The sequence below is a fragment of the Janthinobacterium sp. GW823-FHT06H09 genome (genome assembly GCF_058794735.1).
In genome coordinates this window covers 1-19553 of sequence record NZ_JBXAHC010000001.1, presented here as the reverse complement: position 1 = coordinate 19553, position 19553 = coordinate 1, and the positions used below count along the sequence as shown (strand labels likewise).

The following is a 19553-nucleotide window of genomic DNA, read 5'->3' as shown; positions in this document are numbered from 1 at the left end:
GGCCATGGCCGGCGGGGGCCGATGGTACCATCCTGCAGGTGCAGGGCTGCGTATCCCCTGTGGTAGAAGAAGGCAAGCATGAAACAAGCAAGCATGGCATGGCTGCTGGCGGCGCTGTTGCTGCCGGCGGCGGCCGGGGCGGCGGGCCTGCGCATCGTCGGCGAGCATTTGCCGCCGTCGAGCATGATGGAAGGCAATGTCGTCGTGGGACGCGAAACGCTGAAGGTGCGCGACATCATGGCGCGCGCCGGCATCGGCTATACGATGGAACTGCTGCCGTGGAAACGCGCGTATGCGCAGGCGCTGCGCGAGCCTGACACCTGCATCTTTTCCACCACCCGCACGCAAGAGCGCGAAGCGCAATTTCGCTGGATCGGCCCCCTCAACGAAGCGGAGTGGATACTGTATGGCCTGGCCGAGCGGCATCTGGCGCTGCGCACCCTGGCCGATGCGCGCGGCCTGGTGATCGGCACGGTGCTCGGCGACGCGCGCGACGACTACCTGCGCCAGCACGGCATGAACGTGGCGCCTGTCACGCAGGAGTGGATCAATCCGCAAAAGCTGCTGCTCGGGCGCATCGACCTGTGGGCAGTCGGCCTGGCGGTGGGCAGCAAGCCTTTCGTCGGCAAGGAGTGGGAGGGCAAGGTGGTGCCCCTGCTGACTTTCAACCGCGTGCAGACTTACCTGGCCTGCAACCTCAAGGTGCCCGAGGCGCAGGTGGCGGCGATGCAGCGCGCGGCAGCGGCCATGCGCCGCGACGGCAGCATGGCGCGCGAACAGCTGCGCTGATTCAGCGCATCGACTTAACTCTCCAGCCACTGGCGCACGCAGTTGCGTCCTTCGCGCTTGGCCTGGTACAGGGCCTGGTCCGCATGGCTGTAGGCCGTTTCGAACGGCGTGCCGGCGCGGTTCCAGCTCAGGCCCACGCTGATGGTGATGGCGCGCGTGATGGGCGCCGCATGGCGCTGGCGGCCGACCGTCTCGCAGATGCGCTGCGCCACTTGCGCCGCCTCGTCGCGCGAGGAGGTGGGCCAGACGACGGAAAACTCTTCGCCGCCGACCCGGCCGATGGCCGTCTCCTGTCCCAGCAACCCTTTCAAACAGTCGACCACGGCCTGGATCACGCCGTCGCCGGCCGGGTGGCCGAAGTCGTCGTTGACCTGCTTGAACAGGTCGATATCGAGCACGATCAGCGCCATGTCACCCTGCGCCAGGCAGCGCGAGGCGTGGTCGATCACGGCGCCGCGGTTCAGGGCGCCCGTCAGCGGGTCGTGCGTGGCGCGGTATTCGAGCTGGCCGGCCAGGGTTTGCAGCTGGCGGTTCAGCAGATGCATGTCGCGCTCGGCGCGGTCGCTGCGGCCGATCAGGCGGCGCGTCTCGCGCATCAGCCGCTCGTAGTGAACGATCAGTTCACCGAGCACGCGCCGTTGTTCCGCGCCCGAGGCGTTGGCGTCGGCGTGCATGCGGCGCGCGGCGGCCAGCGCTGCCGCTTCCACGGTGAACAGGTCGGGCTCCAGGCCGGACTCGGAGATGGCGGCGCGCATGCCCTAGCTGCCCTGCACGGGATGGTCGTGGAAGTCGAGGGCCGTAAAATCCTGCTGCAGCTCCTGGCCGAATTCCAGGATGGTGTCGTCGTCCTCGTCGTGATACCAGTTCAGGCGCACCTGGTTGCCGTCCACGGCCGCCTGGTTCAGGGTGTCGAACAGGGTAAACAGCATCTTCGTGCTGGAGCTGTTGAAGTAGGCCAGCGAGACGTTGACGGTGATGGCAGCTTCGCGGCAGCCTTCCAGATAGGCGCGCACGGCGGCGATCAGCGGACCATAGAAGGCGGCCGCGTTTTCCGGATACGACTCGCCCTTGATCGACAGGGTGTGCTGCTCGAAACGGAAGTCGATTTCGGGCGAACTCGGGGTCGCGGCGATGAACAGTGGTGACGGTAATTGCATATGCTTTCCTGAGTCGGCTCTTTCAAATGATGGCTTTGATGCAGAAGATGGTGTGGCCAGGTTCCTGTGGGTCCTGGACGAATTCGAATTCCAGCGGCTCGCTGGCATCGCGCGCCATGGTGAGAAAACCCAGGCCCGCGCCCTTGCTGTCCGATGGCGCTTCCTCGCGCAGGGCCTTCTTGTAGGCGAGGCGGATTTCTTCCATCGTCATCGTGTGCAGCGGTTCCAGGCGGGCGCGGATCTGCGCCACGTTGTCGGTCGAGACGGGGTTGGCGCACAGCAGAAAAAAGCTGTCGCCGCGCGTGCCGATGCAAAACGAGCCGCGCCGCATCTGCTGGTCCAGCTGCGCATCGGGCGTCAGGCTGTCGGCTGAATAATGCATGATGTTTTGCGACATCTCGATGAACGAGGAAAAGATGCGCCGCCGGGTGGGCCCGGCCGCGCCGGCCGTATCGAGGCGCGCCTTGATGGTTTCGGAAATGGCGCTCACCACGTGCTGCGAGAAATAGCCCACGTAAAAAAAGATGATGTTGCGCTTGCGGGCCACATCCCAAAACTCGTTGAATTCTTCGTACAGCACGTGCGTGCTCCTGGCTAGCCGGTGACCCGGTGTCTTGTTGATAAGGTGGCTCGATGGCGCCCAGACTACAGGCGGAAACAGAAAAAGGTCAGGTCGTCGCGGCGTGGCTGTTTTCCCTGCCAGGCGGCGCTGTCCTGCAGCAGGGCCGCCGCCACATCGCCGGCCGGAGCGTCGCGCCGCGCCAGCAGCTGCTCGCGCATGCGCCGCTTGCCGTAGGCGATGTCGCGCGCGCCGCCGATCTGGTCGAGCAAGCCGTCGGTGGTGAGGAACAGCAGGCTGCCGGCGGGAATGTCGGGTGTCTCGTTGTGCCAGCAGTAGCCGGCCGGCGTGTCAACGTAGCCCACGCCCATGCGCGCGCCATCGATGGCGCGCACGGCTTCTTCGCCCGGCGCCACCACGTAGAGCGCCAGTTTCGCCCCTGCGAAACGCAGGCTGGCGCTGGCCGTGTCGTAGCATAAAAAGGCGCAATCCATGCCGTCGTTCGAGCCGGCGTGGCCGGTGGCCGCGCCGCTGTCGGCGCCGTCCTGGCCCAGCAGGGTCTTGATGGCGCGGCTGACGGCGCCGATCAGGGCGGCCGGATCGCGCGGCCCCTGTTCGCGCAAGGCCTGGCTCAGGGCCGACGAGGCGATCAGGGTCATGAAGGCGCCCGGCACGCCGTGGCCCGTGCAGTCGGCGATGGCGGCGAACCAGCCCCCTTCGTGGCGTTCGAAAAAGTAGAAGTCGCCGCCGACGACGTCGCGCGGCTGCCATTCCAGGTGCGCGTCGGGCAGGGTGGCGCGCAATTCCGCATCGGAGGTGCGCAGCAGCGCGCGCTGGATCACGCTGGCGTAATCGATGCTGTGCATGATCTGACGGTTCTTTTCCGCCTGCATGGTGGCCACCACGTTCATCAGCTGCAGGCCGAAGCCCACGCCGGCCAGCGCGCCATCCTCGGTGATGATGAAGCCGTCGGCCAGCGCCTTCTCTCCAGCTTCCACGGCGCGGAAGGTGAGGTCTTCGATGCTCATGGCGCCATCGACGATCAGCGGTTCCTTGTCCATGAAGGCGATGCAACTCTTCTTGCCGTACACCTCGTGATAAAAGGGCTTGGACATCTGCGACATGAAGATATTGCGGCTGATTAAGCCGATCGGCTTCTGCTGCTCCGTGACGGGCAGGCTCATCATGTCACGCCGTTCCGTGAACAATTCCAGCACGGCGAAGTTGCTGGCGTCGGCCTGCACGGATTCCGTGGGAACGCACAGATCAAGCGCCACGGACGTGCGATAACGGGGAAGATGCAATCGAGAAGCGTTGAACTCCACAGCGGCTACCTTTACATGACGATCGGACCTTTGTTGTCGCGAGAGCAAGGCGACTGACAAACAGGCAATATCATCATGGTAGCCGCTGAATATGACGGCTTGATTACCGGCTTGTCAAAACCGTATGCAAGATGGCTGCATGGCAATCCGTTGCCGGGCTTACAGACGCCTGGCCAGCGCCTGTGCCTGCTCCAGCCAGCGCGCGCGCTGCGTGCCGGTGGAATCGATCATGGGGCCGAAGCAGGCCACCTTGACCGGCTTGACGCCGCAAAATTCCAGGGTCGTCTTGCGCAGCTGGTGAATGCCGGGCATGTGGTAGACCCAGCGGAAATACCAGGGCGGCGTGTCCATCGCCACCAGCAGCTGCGCCGTGCGGCCCTTCAGCAGCTGGGCGGGAAAGGCCTTGCCCGGGCGGTATTTGAAGGCAAAGCCGGGCAGGAAGATACGGTCGACAAAACCTTTCAGCAGGGCCGGCGCGCCGCCCCACCAGATCGGGTAGGCGAACACCAGGTGTTCGGCCCAGCTGATGGCTTCCTGCGCGGCCAGCAAGTCTGGCTCCAGCGGCTGCACCTGGCGGTAGCCTTCATGCAGGTTCTGGTCGAAGTCCAGCTGGCCCAGGCGCAGTTCGCGCACGGTATGGCCTGCGCTGCGGGCCGTGGCGGCGTAGGCCTCGGCCAGGGCGGCGCAGAAACTGTCGCTGGACGGGTGGCCGAGGAGAATTAAAATGCGCTTCGGTGTAATTTTGCTCATGCTGCAGGCTTTCCGTTAAAGAAGAGCTTGCATGCTAAAGCCTGCCCCTGGGGGCAGAGTCAAGCGCGCAGTGTCAGGCTGCCTGCAGTTGCTGGCGCGCCAGGCAGTCACGGATTTCCGTGTCGATGTCGGCCAGCTGCACGTCGAGCTGGCGCAGGCGGGCGATATCCTGCCGCACCTGCGCGCGCTTGGCGTCGATGTGCCGCGACAGGGCGGCCCAGTCCGTATCGTCGCCGGCCAGGACGGGCAGCAGTTCGGCCAGGCGGAAGCCCAGGACCTGCGCCTGGCGTATCAGTTTGACCTGCGCCAGGTCTTGCTGCGTGTAGACGCGATAGGCGCCGGAACGGCGCACGTCGCCCAGCAAGCCCAGCGCTTCATAGTGGCGCAAGGCCTTGGGCGAGGTGCCCGCCAGGCGGGCGATTTCTCCGATGTACATGCTTGTCCCTTGTTGAGCTGTGGCGCACGCAGTGTAGCGCAGGTGGCTTGCCAGGCGCTACCTTCCGCGCTGCCTCAGGAGGCTTTGCGCGGCGGGACTTTCTTCGCCGTGCACTCGGCGCAGGTGCCGTACAGCGACAGCGCGTGCTCGTGCAGCACGAAGCCCCGTTCGGCGGCGATCTCGTTCTGGCGCAGTTCGATGCCTTCGTCGACGAATTCATCGACCTTGCCGCAACCCGTGCAGACCAGGTGGTCGTGGTGCTGGCCTTCATTGAGTTCGAACACGGCGTGGCCCGATTCGAAGTGCCGGCGAAACAGAATGCCGGCCTCGGCAAACTGCATCAGCACGCGGTAGATGGTGGCCAGGCCCACGTCGATCTTTTCAGCCAGCAAGAGTTTGTAGACATCGTCCGCACTTAGGTGCTTGATCGTGCCTTCCTGGAACAGCTGCAGAATCCGCAAGCGGGGGATGGTCACTTTCAAGCCCGATTCACGCAGTTCCCTCAATATATCCATGTCTCCCATTCCTTTTTGTAGTCGCTGAGCGAGGTAAGCCATTATATCGCAAATGATAATCATTACCATTCTCATGTGTGCACTGGAAATAGTATGCTGCAGGGGCCGGCGGCAATCCAGTGACATCGGCGCAAGTAACCATTGCGCGGCGCGCAACTTGTCTCAGCATTGCGCGGCTGGCTGGCCGCTGAAATAGGGGACCTTGCATCCGGTCACGCTGCATTGCCGCATTTTCTTGACTTGGGCAAAGGAAAAAATCCGTCTAGTGATGCCATCTAGCACTATTTGATGTGGATCAAAGTTTTTGTTGCACTGCACTCTTAGACTTCGCAGCGTTACTTAACGACAAAAAGAGGGAACTAGAATGAAAAAGTCCGCAACTGCAGCAGCAATCGTCCTGGCCGCCATCGGCGCCTTCGCCGGCAACGCAATGGCACAGGAAAGCCCATGGCTGGTCCGTGCCCGCGCCGTGCACATCGATCCGGCCAACAAATCTGCTCCTGTTGGTGGCGTCGGCGCATCCGACCTTATTCACGTCAGCAGCAAGACGATTCCTGAAATCGATATTTCGTATTTCTTCACGCCTAACATCGCTGCCGAGCTGATCCTGACGTATCCGCAAAAGCATGACGTTACCTTGTCCGGCACGAAGATCGGTACTTTCAAGCATTTGCCGCCGACCCTGTCGCTGCAATACCACTTCATGCCTGAAAAACAGTTCAGCCCATACGTGGGTGCCGGCGTGAACTACACGAATATCTCGGACGTGAAATTGCTGAACGGCGCAGGCCGCCTGGAGCATGACAGCTGGGGTTACTCGCTGCAAGCCGGTGTCGATTACAAACTGGACAAAAACTGGTCGCTGAACTTCGACATCAAGAAAGTACAGATCCGCAGCGACGTACTGGCCGGCGGCGCCAAGATCAGCGAAGTCAAAGTCGATCCTATCCTGATCGGCGTAGGCGTGGGCTACCGCTTCTAAATAGTGATGGCGCCCGCAAGGCGCGGACAATAAAAAAGGACGGCCTTGGCCGTCCTTTTTACGTTTGGTGCACGCCGTTTATTTTTTCAGCGTCTTTTCCAGCGCCAGCTGGTAGTCCGTCTTTTCGTAACCGGCCAGGTATTTGTTCGTCGCGTCGAGGAAGGCGCGCGAGCGGTAGGCCGCTTCCAGGTCCTTGACCCATGGTTTACCCTTGTCGGCCGTGCGGATGGCGACCAGGTTGATATAGCTGTCCGAGATCTTTTCCACGCTCAGGGCCGAGGTCAGCTTCATGCCGGCGGCCAGGGCGAAGTTACCGTTCACAAAGGCGTAGTCGGCGTCTGCCAGCGAACGTGGCAGCTGCGCCGCTTCCAGCGGCACCAGTTTCAGCTTCTTCGGGTTCTCCAGCACGTCGCGTTCGGACGCGCGCAGCGGATCGACGTTCGGTTTGAGCTTGATCCAGCCCATCTTGGCCAGCATCACCAGCGCGCGCGCCTGGTTGGTAGGATCGTTCGGCATGGTGATGGTGGCGCCGTTCTTGACTTCGGCCAGGGTTTTCTGCTTGCCGCCGTACAGGCCGATCGGCATGGTCGGCACGGTGATCAGGGCGCTCAATGGCAGCTTGTTATCGGTGGCGAACTTGGTCAGGTAGACGATGTGCTGGAACACGTTGGCGTCCAGCGACCCTTCGGCCAGCGCGTAGTTCGGCTGCACGTAGTCGTTGAATTCCACGATCTTGACCTTGTAACCCTGTTTTTCCAGGATAGGCTTGATGCCCAGCTTCAGCTGGTCGGAATACGGGCCGGAGCTGGTGCCGATGACGAGTTCTTTCGGGTCCTTGGCATGGGCGGCGGTGGCGAAGGCCAGGCTGGCGGCGGCCAGGAGCAAATTACGGCGAAGGTGGTTCATGCAGGTCCTTGTTTCTGAATTTGAATTAACGTTTGTCGAGGCGCTTGGCGATGCGCGTGCCGGCGAACTGGATGGTTTGCACCAGCACGATCAGGATGGCCACGGTGGCGACCATGATGTCCGTCTCGAAGCGGTAGTAGCCGTAACGGATGGCCAGGTCGCCGATACCGCCGCCGCCCACCACGCCGGCCACGGCCGAATACGACAGGAAGCTGATCGACAGCACGGTCAGCGCCAGCACGAGGCCGGAGCGCGCTTCGACCAGCAGCACGCGGAAGATGATCTGCATTTCCGACGCGCCCATGGCGTGCGCCGCTTCGATCACGCCGCGCGGCACTTCGCGCAGGTTCTGTTCCACCAGGCGCGCCAGGTAGGGAATGGCGGCGAACGACAGCGGCACGCTGGCCGCCAGCGGGCCGATCGAGGTGCCCGCGATGATGCGCGTAAACGGCGTCAGGGCGACGAGCAAAATGATGAAGGGGAAGCTGCGCACGGTATTCACCAGCCAGCCGAGGATCGTCGACAGCGGACGGTTTTCCAGCGACTGGCCTTCCGAGACGAGGAACAGCAAAATGCCCAGCGGGCCGCCGATCAGGATGGCGGCGGTCAAGCCGATGCCCAGCATGGTCATGGTCTGGCCCAGCGCCACCCAGATTTCCGGCAGCAGCTTGACGACGTTATTGATCGATTCTTCAAACATGTGTTGCATCCTTCCATGCGGTGGCTTCAAACGCCTCGGTGCCGTAATACGCCAGCTCGCGTCCCAGCGCCGTCTTGCGCGGAGTGGCCGTGTCGCTCAAGTCGAATTGTTCGGCGATGGCGCCGTTTTCCACGACGGCCACGCGGTTGCAGATGGCGCCCAGCACCGACAGCTCATGGCTGACGATGACGATGGTCACGCCGAGGCGCGCATTGATGTCGCGCAGGGTGTCGAGCAGGGCGCGCGTCGTTTCCGCGTCCAGCGCGGACGTCGGCTCGTCGCACAGCAGCACGTCGGGGTGGCTGGCCAGGGCGCGGGCGATCGCCACGCGCTGTTTCTGCCCGCCGGACAATTGCGCCGGATAGCTGTGCAGCTTGTCGGACAGGCCGACGAGCGCCAGGCATTCCTCGACTCTGGCGGCGATCTGCTCGCCCTTGGTCGTGCCATGGATTTTCAGGGGGAAGGCGACGTTGTCGAAGACGCTGGCGTTTTGCAGCAAATTGAATTGCTGGAAAATCATGCCGATATTCTGGCGCGCGTCGCGCAGTTCGCTCTTGCCCAGGCGGGTCAGTTCGCGCCCGGCCACGGTAATGGTGCCGCTGTCGGGGCGCTCGAGCAGGTTAATCAGGCGCAGCAGGGTCGATTTGCCGGCGCCGCTCTTGCCGATCAGGCCGAAAATATCACCGGGATAGACTTCCAGCGTGACCGATTTGACCGCGTGGAATTGTTCGCCCTTGGGCAGCGCGAAGGTCTTGTTCGCGCCATCGATGCGAATCACCGGCGTACGGTGTGGTGTGGTCATGCAGTGTTTCCTTTTTTATTGGACCGTCACAGGCTTGCTTGCAGGGGCCAAATCGCCCAGCCTGTTACGTCGGTTGCGTAGTATACCTCCGATCGTGTTATTACTCCTACGACAGAATCTTGCTTTGAATATGCAAATAATGTCTATGCGACTGTTTTCAAGTGAAAAAAGCGGGAAAGCGGCGTTCTTGCCGAATTTAATCGCGCCGATGGGCGTGGCGGAGCCGCATCTTGGTGAAAAGTTCGACGCGCCCTGTGCAGGCATCGCGGTGATTTTATGTGCGGTTCGGCTCAGTTGCCGTTTTTTCGCCGCGGGCAGGGCCGTTTACTGCCTGCGATTGTCCTCTTCACGGGCAGATTCTGCTCCGCTGGCCGCAGGACCTTCGGGACGGCGCAACAGGTAGATGAGCACGGCGAGCTCCATGGCGCCCACCATGGCGATGACCCACCACGGCGGATGGCCGAGGCACATGGCGACGAAGCCGATGGCCATGCCCAGGCAAGCCATGGCCTTGCCGCGCCGCGAGACGGCGCGGTGTTCGCGCCACTGGCGCAGCGGCGGGCCGAAGCGCGGATGGTGCAGCAGCCAGTGCTCGAGGCGCGGCGAGGCGCGGCTGAAGCAGGCCAGGGCGAGGATCAGGAAAATCGTCGTCGGCATGACGGGCAGCATGGCGCCGATGATCCCCAGCAGCACCATCAGGGCGCCGGCAGCGGTCCAGGCCCAGCGGCGCAGGCGCGCGCCGTGCGCTTCGCGCAGGGAAGCCTGGGCGTGCGGCTCGCCCATCAGGCGAGGGCGCCGGCTGTCAGGCCCTGGCTGCGGGGCGGGGAAACGATGGGCTGTGCGTTCAAGGTGTGCGTATCGTGGCGGGTGGCCGTCATGTTTTTCTGCTGTATGTGCTGCGCTATTATGGAGGAATCAAGGCGAACCTGCAGGCTTGCCGGGGCCGCAATGATAACAATCCTGCAGGGTAATAACAAGAATCATTCTCATTTGCGGCCTGATCTGAGGCGCCGGATAACGCTGGATATTTTTGGCAATGCAGACAATAATCGGCAACAGAAGACGTTGTCGTGGACATCCTTACCGTTATTATCGATTTTTTCGATGCTAACTAGGTATATTTTCCGTTTTACATCGATCTTCATGCCATGCATAATCTGTTGCAACTGAAGCCAGACAATCAGCCGCAGCGCTTCCCGCCTGCCGCCGGTTGCGGTTTTGACATCCTCCACTCCAAACAGGAATTTACAATGAAAAAACTGCTCGCTTTTATCGCCGCCGCCGGCTTCTCGCTGTCCGCCTTTGCCGCTCCGGAAGTCTATGTCATCGATGGCAGCCATACTTTCCCCCGTTTCGAATACACCCACATGGGTTTCTCGACGCAGCAAAGCCGTTTCAATAACACCACCGGCAAGGTTACCCTGGACCGCGCCGCCAGGACGGGCGCCGTCGAAGTGCTGATCGACACCAAGTCCGTCGATACGGGTTCGACCCTGTTCAACTCGCACATCCAGGGCGAAGACTTCCTCGACACGGCCAAGTATCCCGTCGCCACGTACAAATCGACCAGGTTCAATTTCGACGGCGACAAGCTGGCCTCCGTGGAAGGCAACCTGACCCTGAAAGGCGTGACCAAGCCAGTGACCCTGACCGTCACCTCGTTCAATTGCGCACCGCACCCGATGCTGAAAAAAGACGCGTGCGGCGCCAACGCCACGGCCAAGATCAAGCGCTCGGAATTCAACGCCGGCAAATATGCGCCGGCCGTCAGCGATGACGTGACCCTGACGTTTGCGATCGAAGCCATCAAGCAGTAATCGTTGGCTGCATGACGTAAAAAATGGCGGCGGACTTCGGTCCGCCGCCATTTTTTTTGAGTGGCGGTAGGTCGGATTAGCACGGCAACGCCGCGCGTAATCCGACATGAACCGCCAACAAGGTGTCGGATTACGCGGCGTGCCGCTCATCCGACCTACGCGGGCTTTCACGCCAGGTGATGCGCCTCCTGCCCATATTTTGGATGGTGGTAGGTCGGATTAGTGCGGCAAGGCCGCGCGTAATCCGACATGAACCGCCAGCAAGGTGTCGGATTACGCGCTTCCCGCGCTAATCCGACCTACATGGGTTGCATCGCCTTTACGCCAGGTGATGCACTTCCTGCTGCCCATACACGGGCGTGTTCAACCCTTCCATGCGCGCCTTCAGCTGCAGCGACAGGTATTGCGAATAATGGCGCGACTGGTGCAGGTTACCGCCGTGGAACCACAGCGATTGCTGCTGCGTGGGTTTCCACATATTGCGCTGCTCGCCCTCCCACGGGCCCGGGTCCTTCGTCGTGGCCGAACCGAGGCCCCACACCTTGCCCACTTTATTCGCCACCTCGGGCGAGATCAGGTCGGCCGCCCAGCCGTTCATGGAGCCGTAGCCGGTGGCGTACACCACGAGGTCGGCGGGCAGCTCCGTGCCGTCGGACAGCACGATGGAATGGGCTTTCAATTCCTGCACGCCGACCCCGCTTTTCAGCTTGATCTTGCCCTCGGCGACCAGCTCGGAGGCGCCCACGTCGATGTAGTAGCCGGAGCCGCGGCGCAGGTATTTCATGAACAGGCCCGAATCGTCGTCGCCGAAATCGAGCATGAAGCCACGTTCTTCCAGGCGCGCATAAAAGTCCGCATCGCGCTCGCGGATGGCCTTGAAGACGGGCTTCTGGAAGTCGGCCAGGATCTTGTACGGAATCGAGGCGAACGTCAGGTCAGCCTTGTTTGTGGTCATGCCGGCCGCCAGTGCCCGTTCCGAATACAGGTCGCCCAGCGCCAGGTCCATCAGGGAATCGGACTTGACGATGTGCGTCGACGAGCGCTGCACCATGGTCACGTCCACGCCCGCTTCCCACAGGGCGGCGCAGATATCGTGCGCGGAATTGTTCGCGCCGATGACCACCACCTTCTTGCCGGCATACGCGTCCGGTCCCGGATGCTGCGACGAGTGCTGCTGCTCGCCCTGGAACACGTCCATGCCCTTGAACTTCGGCATGTTCGCCTTGCCCGACATGCCCGTCGCCAGCACCAGCTGCTTCGGCTTCAGGGTGACGGGCTGGCCATCGCGCAGCACCTGCACCGTCCACTCGCCGCTGGCTTCGTCGAAGCTGGCCGATTCGCATGACGTCGAGCCCCAGTAGTTCAGTTCCATCACCTTCGTGTACATCTCCAGCCAGTCGCCGACCTTGTCCTTCGGTGTGAAGACGGGCCAGTTGTCGGGGAAAGGGATGTACGGCATGTGGTCGTACCAGACGGGGTCGTGCAGGCACAGCGATTTGTAGCGCTTGCGCCAGCTGTCGCCGGGGCGGGCGTTTTTCTCGATGATGATGGTGGGGACGTTCAATTGCCGCAGGCGCGCGCCCAGCGCGATGCCGCCCTGGCCGCCGCCGATGATGACGCAATAGGGCTGACGTGCGTAACCGAGTTCCTTGGCTTCCTGTTCGCGGTGCTCCAGCCAGCTGCTGCGGTTGGTGCGGGCGCCGTGTTCGGCGCCCATGGGCCGCCGGCCGCCCTTGGCTTCCTCGAAACCCTTCAATTCGCTCATGGTGGTGAGCAGGGTCCAGATCTTGCCGTCGCGGATGCGGATGAAGCCCACGCCGCGCGCCACGTTCGTTTCCACCGTGATCCAGCTTTGCACCACGCCGCCCGCTTCCACCGCATGTTCGCCGTCGGCGATGCGGATGGCAACCGGCTGCACGGCGCCCAGCTGGGCGGCCAGCATGGCGGCGATCTGCCCGCGGCCTTCCAGGGTTTTCAGGTTCCAGGTAAACAGCACCAGGTCGCGCCAGTAGCCATCCTGTTCGAACAGTTGTGCGGCGCCCGTGCCGTCGCTGGCGCGAAGACAGCCTTCGAGCTGCTCCAGGATGCCGGCCACGGCCAAGTCGTGCGGGTTGATTTCGGTTTGCATCGTGTCTCCTCCAAGTCTGCTGACTTTATGATGGGATGCGGCTGTGTTGCCGCTGACGATGTTGTAACACTGGCGTTCCAGCCCCGCATTCCGCAGCGCAGCATGGCGGAATGTGAGACGGAAATCTCAGCGTGCCGTATGCCTTACTGGCGGTGCGGCGGCACGATGTGCAGCTGCTTGATGCGCCGGTACAGGGTGGCGCGCGAGACGCCCAGCATGGCGGCCGCCTGCAGCGGGCGCCACTTGGCGGCGTTCATGGCGTTGACGATGCGCGTGCGCTCGGCCAGATCCGGCGGCGTGCAGGCCGGCGCGTCCTGCGTCACGGGAGCGGCATTCTTGATGCGTACCCGCGCGCTGGCCTGGCGCAGCGGCGCGCGCACGCGCGCGTGCAGCCAGGTGCTGCCGCCGGCCAGGCGCAGCGACAGCAGATTGTGTCCCGTACGCGCATCGAACAGCCGTTCGGCGCGCACTTCCAGCACCTCGGCGACGGGGCGGGGAAGGGCGTCCAGGCCCCCGATGACGTCGCGCGCGCAGCGGTTGGCGGCGACGATGTCGCCATGCTCGTCGATGGCGAGCAGCATCTCCGGCTGCACTTCCACGAAGTGGCGGTTGCGGTGCGCCAGCAGGATGCAGCAATGGCCATAGGAGGTGAGAAAAAAGCCGTCCTCGATCAGGGTCGCGCCCTGGCGCACCAGCTGTTTGACCAGGCGCTGGCTGTCGCGCGCATCGGGCGAATTCAAGGCCGAGGCATCGAGCACGCCGATCAAGTCGCCGTGCGGAGAAAAGATCGGTGCGGCGCTGCAGGTCAGGCCCGTGAAGGCGGCGCGGAAGTGGTCGGTCTTGTGCACGGTGATGGCTTCCTGGTCGAGCAGCACGGAGGCGATGCCGCACGTGCCTTCTTCCTCTTCCGACCAGCACGAGCCCGGGTACAGGCCCGCCTTCTTGAAATCCTTGCGCTGGTCCGTGTCGACCGCGTAGTCGATCGTCACGCCGCGCGCATTGGCCAGGATGACGCAGTAGCCCGCTTCGCGCACCATGGCGTGCAGGCGCGGCAGGCACTGGCCCGTGGAGCGCAGAAAATTTTCCTCGGACTGCTGGATGGCGCGCAGTTCGGCGCCCGTCAGGATGCGCGGCCCCGTGGTGGACGCGGGATCGAGCCGGTAGTCGTCCAGCGAGCGCCGGTACGACGACGCCAGCCTGGCCGTATCGGCGCCAGGATTGACGACGCGGCCGGCGATCAGGTCGCGCACGCGCTCGATATGGTTGGTCTGGCGGACGTAGGGCATGGCGCTCTCCGGTATCTCGGTATCTGCTTTATGGTATTTCGTTTGTAGCACGAAGCCCCGGATGGCGCATCCTGCGCTGCAGCATCGGCTGCCGTGAGACGTTCGTCTCAACGCCTGGCGCCGCACAATAGGATGCTTTACAACAATAAAAAAGAGCATCTCTGATAACATCCGTTCAAATCTGAGGTCAGCTATCGCAAGGGATACCTATGACAACGCAAGCGATGTTCCCCGTGCGCAGCTCACTCGTCCTGGCCCTGCTGGGCTGGAGCGCCGCCTGCGCCGCCGCCGGCCAGCTCGATCCCGATGGCCAGAGCAGCATGGAAAAAGAGGTAGCCCGGCGCGCCGCCGTTGAACCGGCCATGGCCGCCGGCTGGCAAATGACGCGTTCCGTGGAAGCGGGCGTGCAGGTGGCCGGCGAGAGCAATCTGTTCTGGAAGCTGTCGAATACGCCGGCGCGCAATCCCGGCTTCGATTTCAATCCCTACTGGTACGAGTTCTATGTCAAGCCGGCGCTCGGTTTCAAGCGCAACCTGGGCGACGGTAAGCAGCTGTATGCGCGCGTGTCCGCCGTCGGCTCGGGCACCTTGCGCCACGATCCGTTTGGCGCGGGCGACACGGGCCGCATCTCGATCGAGGAATTCGTCGCAGGCATCCGCATGCCGCTCGGCGGCACGCGCGCCATGGTCGATGTGTCGGCCGGCGCGCAGAATTTCACGCTGGGTACCGGCATGCTGATCGCCAATGGCGGCTCGAACGGCTTTGACCGCGGCGCGCTGAAACTGGGGCCGCGCAAGGCTTTCCAGAATTCCGTGGTGGCTAGAATAAGCCAGGACGCGTTCAGCGCCCAGGCGTTTTATCTCGACCCGAATGAAAATCCCGACAACGATAGCGGCACGCGCGTCGTCGGCGTTGACGTCAGCTACGCGCCCGCGAACGACCGCAAGGCCGGCGTCGCGTATGGCAAGGTGCCCCGTTCGCATGCGGCGTATCCGCAGGCGGCGCCAGGCGGCATCGGCGCACCGCTGGCCGTGCCTGACGGCCGCAAGGACTTGCAGTTCGTGTATGGCTACGCGCGCGTTCCCGTGCTGCCCACCGTGCTGTCGAAAGGCTGGTTCGGCGTCGATGCCGCGCGCGAGTGGAATACGCGCGAGCCGATGCGGGCCTGGGGCTGGCGCACGGAAGGGGGCTTTTCGCTGCCCGACGTGGCGTGGACGCCGAAGTTCACGCTTGGCTACCAGAGCTTTTCCGGTGACGATCCGCGCACGGCGCGCAATGAGCGCTTCGATCCGCTGTTCTTCGAAGGCACGCCGGGCGCCTGGGCTTCGGGCAGCAAGGCGACCTGGGTCTTCGTCAATGCCAACGTGAATGCGCTGCAGGCCACCATCGAGCTGCACCCGACGCCGAAGGACACCGTGACCGCCTACCTGGCCCAGGTGCGGGCCAACCAGATGGGCAGCCCGCTGCAGTTCGGCCAGGCCACGCGCCTCGACGTGCCGGGCGGCGCGCCCGTGGTGATCGCCGGCGTGCTGCGCCCGATGCTGGCCAACGACGTCTTCGTCAAATACGTGCGCGTGGTGAACCCGAATACCTACCTGACCCTGGGCTTCAGCGCCTCGTTCGCGCAGTCGGGCGTGAACCAGCTGGTGAACGGGCAGGCCAGGACCTGGACGGGATGGCTGGCGAACGTGGTATGGGTTTATTAAATATTCTGTCTATCAAGGAGAGCATCGCATGAACGATTTTCCCATCATGAAACGCCTGGCCCTGGCCGCCGCCTGCCTGGCGCTGTCCGCCGGCGTCCACGCGGCAGAGGCGACGGCGCCGCTGTCGGCCGCCGCCAGCGATCCGGCCGCATTGCAATGGATGGTGGGCGCGCCGCCGCCGGCCGACAAGATCATCCGTTTCGACGATGGCAGCTATTTCAATTTCCCGCAGCTGCGCTGGAGCGTGTCGCACTTCCGCCAGCTGATGCCGACGGTCGATGTCTCGCGCGGCTTGAAGGCACCCGTGCCCCTGAAACGCGCGCTGCGCACGGATATCGACAGCCTGCGCTTCACGCCTCTGGGCGCGAAGGAAACGATGACCTGGGAGCAGTCGCTGGGCGCCAACTACACGGACGGCATCGTGGTGCTGCACCGGGGCCGCATCGTGTATGAGCGTTACCTCGGCGTGTTGAAGGAAAGCGGCCAGCATGGCGCCATGTCCGTGACGAAGTCCGTCATGGGCACCATCGGCGCGGCGCTGGTGGCCGAAGGCAAGCTCGATCCGGACAAAAAAGTGGCCGAGTATGTGCCGGAACTGGCCAAGTCGGCGTTTGGCGACGCCACCGTGCGCCAGGTGCTGGACATGACCACGGGCCTGCAATTCAGCGAAGATTACGCGGACCCGAAAGCGGAAGTGTGGCAGCACGCGGCGGCCGGCAGCCCGCTGCCCAAGCCTAAGGATTACACGGGGCCGCGCAGCTATTTCGAGTACCTGCAGACGGTGCGGCACGAGGGCCGGCATGGCGAGGCGTTCGGCTACCGCACGGTCAACTCCGACGTGCTGGGCTGGATCATCGCCCGTGTCACGGGCCAGAACGTCAACGACTACCTGTCCGAGCATGTCTGGCAAAAGCTGGGCGCCGAGCAGGATGCCTACATGACGGTCGATTCGACGGGCACGCCGTTTGCCGGCGGCGGCTTGAATGCGGGCTTGCGCGACCTGGCCCGCTTCGGCGAAATGCTGCGCAACGATGGCCGCTACAACGGCCAGCAGATTCTGCCCAAGGCAGCCGTCGACGATATCCGCCGCGGCGGCGACAAGCAGCTGTTCGCCAAAGGCGGCTACGATTTGCTCAAGGGCTGGAGCTACCGCGACATGTGGTGGGTCACGCATAACGACCATGGCGCCTACATGGCGCGCGGCGTGTACGGCCAGCGCATCTATGTCGATCCGAAGGCGGAAATGGTGATCGTGCGCTTCGCCTCGACGCCGACGGCGGCCAATGCGGCGAACGACCCGACCACCACGCCGGCCTTCGAAGCGCTGGGCAAGCTGCTGCTGGCCAAGCCGAAGTAGGTTGCCAGCAGTGCGGCTGAACGGGCACAACTGCAATATACTATCCTTTCGTCATCATTTGTTGCTTGAATGATAATTCATGCAACGCACGCGAAGGGAACGCACCGTGGAAACCAGCCAGCCGGACCAACCGCGCCCCCCGCTGTGGCGGCGCCTGCTGTGGCCGGTCGCCCAGCTGGGCTCGGCCTTCAAGCTGACGGGCACGCATCTGCTGCATCACGTGATCGGCGCCAGCCTGATCGCCGCGCTGATGCTGGTGCTGGAAGGTTTTCACGTGCTCGAATGGCTCGATGCGGCCATGCTGCGCGCCAGCGCGGAACAGGGGCAACTGCTGAACCGGGGCAAGGACCCGGGCGCCGCCTACCGGCCCGGCATCATCGAAATAGACCAGCCCGCGTTCGAACAGGTTTTCGACGAGCGCGAACCGCTGGAACGCACGCGCCTGGAACAAGTGATCGCCAGCGCCGCAGCGCGCGGCAGCAAGGTGCTGGCCATCGACCTGGACCTGGCGCCGGCCGTGTATGAACAACACAAGGATGGCGAGCGGCCGCTCGACCGCCTGCTCGACCGGCTGGCCGCCGAGGGCCGGAAACTGGTGCTGATCCTGCCCGAACAATCGGATCAGAATGCGAACCTGGCGTGGATACGCGCGCGCTGCGCTGCCGGCATCCACTTCGCCAGCCCGCGGATCCGCGAGCGCATGGGCGCCGTCACGCGTATCGAACTGAAAAGTCCCGTGCTGGCGGCAGTGGCCTTCGAGCTGGCGCATGGCGCCGACGAGCAGGAGCAACAGCAGCCCATGCCGGCCGTCCTGTCCGAGCAAAAGGAAGGGCTGGCGCTGGCCGGCCGCGTGTGTCAGCTGGCGCGGCGCACGGGCAGCGAAAAGGAATTGGCGCGCTGGGCGTTCGAACCCGTCATCCACGGCGACGCCAGGGCGGCGGCGGAACAGAACGCCGTCACCGCGCCGTTTCACCCGGCCGCCGTGGCGCCGGCCTTCCTGAACCACACGCGCACGCGCGTACAACTGATCGATGGGCAGGCCGGCGTAGCGGCGAATGCACTACGCAAGAACGTAGTGTATATCGGCAGCACCTATGACGTGCGCGACCGCTATACGACGGCCGAAGGCGAGCAGGCCGGCCTGCACCTGCACGCGGCTGCCCACACGTCGCTGGGCATCGGCACGGCCGACGTGAATAAATACGTGGTGTTCGCGGCCGACATCGTCATCGGCGTGCTGCTGGGCTGCCTGTTCGGCGGCCTGTGGACCCTGTACGGCCGCGCCGAGCTGGCCATCGACAAGCGCATGGAAGACCACGATTTCAGCCGCCTGCACCGCGTGGGCACCCTGGCGGAATTCTATGGCATCCGCCTGATGCTGGCGCTGGTGTGGGCTTCGCCGTTCGCCATCGGCGCGCTGGCCATCTACCTGTCGCGCGGCTTGCTTGAGCAGGGCTGGTGGGTCAATCCCGGGCCCCTGATCGCCGGCATGTTCCTGCACGCGATGTCGCTGCGCGACGAAGCCCACCACCCGCACGAGGAAGTGCCGGGCCTGTCCGTGTGGGCCCAGCTGCGCCGCACGCATCCGGGCATCGTGCTGGTGCAGGCGCCGCTGGCGCTGCTGCTGTTGATCGTCGCCCTGATCTAACGCAAACCGTGGCGCCGCGGCGGCGCTAAACTGGGCGCCTTTTTCATATCGCAGGAGGATGCCATGCTGACGGGAGGATGTTTATGTGGCGAGGTCCGCTATGACGCCGGCGCGGACAGCTTTCATCAAAGCGCCTGCCACTGTTCCGTGTGCCGCCGCGCGTCGGGCGCGCCGTTTGTCGCCTGGTTCAGCGTGCCACGGGCGAACTTTCGCTGGCGGCAGGGGCAAGCGATGTCGTATGCGTCCAGCGTCCATGGCACGCGCAGCTTTTGTCCCCGCTGCGGCACGCAGCTGACCTTTGAAGACAGTGCCTATCCCGATGAAGTCGACGTGACTACCTGCAGCCTGGACAATCCCGAACAGCTGCCGCCGCACAGCCATATCTATACGGGCACGCAGCTGGAGTGGGTGAAGCTGGCCGATGGCTTGCCGCGCTATCGGGGCTCGCGCAGCGAGGAGGAGGAGCCTGGAGGGAAGGCGAGCAGGTCGGATTAGCCCAGCGGGCGTAATCCGACGTGTCGTTGCCGCTCAAGGACGCGGCATTCTGTCGGCAAGCGCACTGCCGCGCCATTGCCCTATTTTTGGATGATAGTGGCATTGTCGGATTACGCTACGCTAATCCGACCTTGTATTATTCCCCTCATGCCGTTCGTGGTATTGCGAACGGTATCGACCGCTGTCAAAATCTTG

At 63.6% G+C, this 19553-nt stretch carries 20 protein-coding genes; 7 read left to right on the top strand and 13 right to left on the bottom strand.

Going from position 1 to position 19553, the window contains the following annotated elements:
- Window positions 1–78 precede the first annotated feature (78 nt).
- The gene (locus AC1Q6X_RS00100) at window positions 79–789 is read left to right on the top strand and encodes a substrate-binding periplasmic protein (protein WP_230491961.1); all 711 of its coding nucleotides are present in this window, start codon (window positions 79–81) and stop codon (window positions 787–789) included.
- A gap of 14 nt (window positions 790–803) precedes the next feature.
- On the opposite strand, the gene AC1Q6X_RS00095 is transcribed toward AC1Q6X_RS00100, so the two are convergent.
- The 7 genes from AC1Q6X_RS00095 to fur form a co-directional block, all read right to left on the bottom strand.
- On the bottom strand, window positions 804–1544 hold the full coding sequence (locus tag AC1Q6X_RS00095; protein WP_070222307.1) for a GGDEF domain-containing protein: 741 nt from the start codon (window positions 1542–1544) through the stop codon (window positions 804–806).
- Between the two features lie 3 nt (window positions 1545–1547).
- The gene (locus AC1Q6X_RS00090; protein WP_070222304.1) at window positions 1548–1946 is read right to left on the bottom strand and encodes a DUF1987 domain-containing protein; all 399 of its coding nucleotides are present in this window, start codon (window positions 1944–1946) and stop codon (window positions 1548–1550) included.
- Between the two features lie 22 nt (window positions 1947–1968).
- Window positions 1969–2526 carry a SiaB family protein kinase gene (locus AC1Q6X_RS00085; RefSeq protein ID WP_070222302.1) on the bottom strand — a complete coding sequence of 186 codons (558 nt, stop codon included), beginning with the start codon at window positions 2524–2526 and terminating at the stop codon, window positions 1969–1971.
- Window positions 2527–2591: 65 nt separating this feature from the next.
- The gene (locus tag AC1Q6X_RS00080; RefSeq protein WP_230505314.1) at window positions 2592–3809 is read right to left on the bottom strand and encodes a SpoIIE family protein phosphatase; all 1218 of its coding nucleotides are present in this window, start codon (window positions 3807–3809) and stop codon (window positions 2592–2594) included.
- 180 nt (window positions 3810–3989) lie between these two features.
- Window positions 3990–4580, bottom strand: a complete 591-nt coding sequence (locus AC1Q6X_RS00075; protein WP_205602263.1) for an NAD(P)H-dependent oxidoreductase — start codon at window positions 4578–4580, stop codon at window positions 3990–3992.
- A 73-nt stretch (window positions 4581–4653) separates the two neighbouring features.
- Window positions 4654–5016, bottom strand: coding sequence for a MerR family transcriptional regulator (locus tag AC1Q6X_RS00070; protein WP_121669994.1), 363 nt, complete (start codon window positions 5014–5016; stop codon window positions 4654–4656).
- 74 nt (window positions 5017–5090) lie between these two features.
- Entirely contained in the window at window positions 5091–5531 is a 441-nt protein-coding gene (gene fur / locus AC1Q6X_RS00065; RefSeq protein ID WP_034756687.1) for a ferric iron uptake transcriptional regulator, read from the bottom strand.
- 364 nt (window positions 5532–5895) lie between these two features.
- On the opposite strand from fur, the gene AC1Q6X_RS00060 reads away from it, so the two are divergent.
- On the top strand, window positions 5896–6513 hold the full coding sequence (locus tag AC1Q6X_RS00060) for an OmpW/AlkL family protein (protein ID WP_070222294.1): 618 nt from the start codon (window positions 5896–5898) through the stop codon (window positions 6511–6513).
- Between the two features lie 78 nt (window positions 6514–6591).
- On the opposite strand, the gene AC1Q6X_RS00055 is transcribed toward AC1Q6X_RS00060, so the two are convergent.
- The 4 genes from AC1Q6X_RS00055 to AC1Q6X_RS00040 all read right to left on the bottom strand — a co-directional run bounded on the left by AC1Q6X_RS00055 (window position 6592) and on the right by AC1Q6X_RS00040 (window position 9704).
- Window positions 6592–7419 carry a MetQ/NlpA family ABC transporter substrate-binding protein gene (locus tag AC1Q6X_RS00055; RefSeq protein ID WP_230505316.1) on the bottom strand — a complete coding sequence of 276 codons (828 nt, stop codon included), beginning with the start codon at window positions 7417–7419 and terminating at the stop codon, window positions 6592–6594.
- 25 nt (window positions 7420–7444) lie between these two features.
- Window positions 7445–8119 carry a methionine ABC transporter permease gene (locus AC1Q6X_RS00050; protein WP_070313210.1) on the bottom strand — a complete coding sequence of 225 codons (675 nt, stop codon included), beginning with the start codon at window positions 8117–8119 and terminating at the stop codon, window positions 7445–7447.
- On the bottom strand, window positions 8112–8921 hold the full coding sequence (locus AC1Q6X_RS00045; protein WP_070222288.1) for a methionine ABC transporter ATP-binding protein: 810 nt from the start codon (window positions 8919–8921) through the stop codon (window positions 8112–8114). Before AC1Q6X_RS00045 ends, AC1Q6X_RS00050 begins: the two co-directional genes overlap by 8 nt.
- Before the next feature lie 324 nt (window positions 8922–9245).
- Window positions 9246–9704 carry a YbaN family protein gene (locus AC1Q6X_RS00040; protein ID WP_268994098.1) on the bottom strand — a complete coding sequence of 153 codons (459 nt, stop codon included), beginning with the start codon at window positions 9702–9704 and terminating at the stop codon, window positions 9246–9248.
- A 467-nt stretch (window positions 9705–10171) separates the two neighbouring features.
- Here AC1Q6X_RS00040 and AC1Q6X_RS00035 point away from each other — a divergent pair, with 467 nt between their 5' ends.
- Window positions 10172–10738: a YceI family protein gene (locus tag AC1Q6X_RS00035; RefSeq protein ID WP_121671135.1), complete on the top strand. Its 567-nt coding sequence runs from the start codon at window positions 10172–10174 to the stop codon at window positions 10736–10738.
- 319 nt (window positions 10739–11057) lie between these two features.
- Here the strand turns inward: AC1Q6X_RS00035 and AC1Q6X_RS00030 are convergent, their stop codons facing one another.
- Together AC1Q6X_RS00030 and AC1Q6X_RS00025 are read right to left on the bottom strand one after the other, a co-directional pair.
- Window positions 11058–12866 carry an NAD(P)-binding domain-containing protein gene (locus AC1Q6X_RS00030; RefSeq protein ID WP_492494389.1) on the bottom strand — a complete coding sequence of 603 codons (1809 nt, stop codon included), beginning with the start codon at window positions 12864–12866 and terminating at the stop codon, window positions 11058–11060.
- A gap of 143 nt (window positions 12867–13009) precedes the next feature.
- Entirely contained in the window at window positions 13010–14152 is a 1143-nt protein-coding gene (locus AC1Q6X_RS00025) for a sigma-54-dependent Fis family transcriptional regulator (RefSeq protein ID WP_230505320.1), read from the bottom strand.
- A 209-nt stretch (window positions 14153–14361) separates the two neighbouring features.
- Between AC1Q6X_RS00025 and AC1Q6X_RS00020 the strand changes: the two genes are divergently transcribed.
- From AC1Q6X_RS00020 to AC1Q6X_RS00005, 4 genes are all read left to right on the top strand, one after another.
- Window positions 14362–15858, top strand: coding sequence for an alginate export family protein (locus AC1Q6X_RS00020; RefSeq protein WP_492494387.1), 1497 nt, complete (start codon window positions 14362–14364; stop codon window positions 15856–15858).
- A 28-nt stretch (window positions 15859–15886) separates the two neighbouring features.
- Window positions 15887–17215, top strand: coding sequence for a serine hydrolase domain-containing protein (locus AC1Q6X_RS00015; RefSeq protein WP_492494385.1), 1329 nt, complete (start codon window positions 15887–15889; stop codon window positions 17213–17215).
- A 79-nt stretch (window positions 17216–17294) separates the two neighbouring features.
- Window positions 17295–18863 carry a CHASE2 domain-containing protein gene (locus tag AC1Q6X_RS00010; RefSeq protein ID WP_492494383.1) on the top strand — a complete coding sequence of 523 codons (1569 nt, stop codon included), beginning with the start codon at window positions 17295–17297 and terminating at the stop codon, window positions 18861–18863.
- A 63-nt stretch (window positions 18864–18926) separates the two neighbouring features.
- On the top strand, window positions 18927–19358 hold the full coding sequence (locus AC1Q6X_RS00005) for a GFA family protein (protein ID WP_070290728.1): 432 nt from the start codon (window positions 18927–18929) through the stop codon (window positions 19356–19358).
- Window positions 19359–19553: the final 195 nt, after the last annotated feature.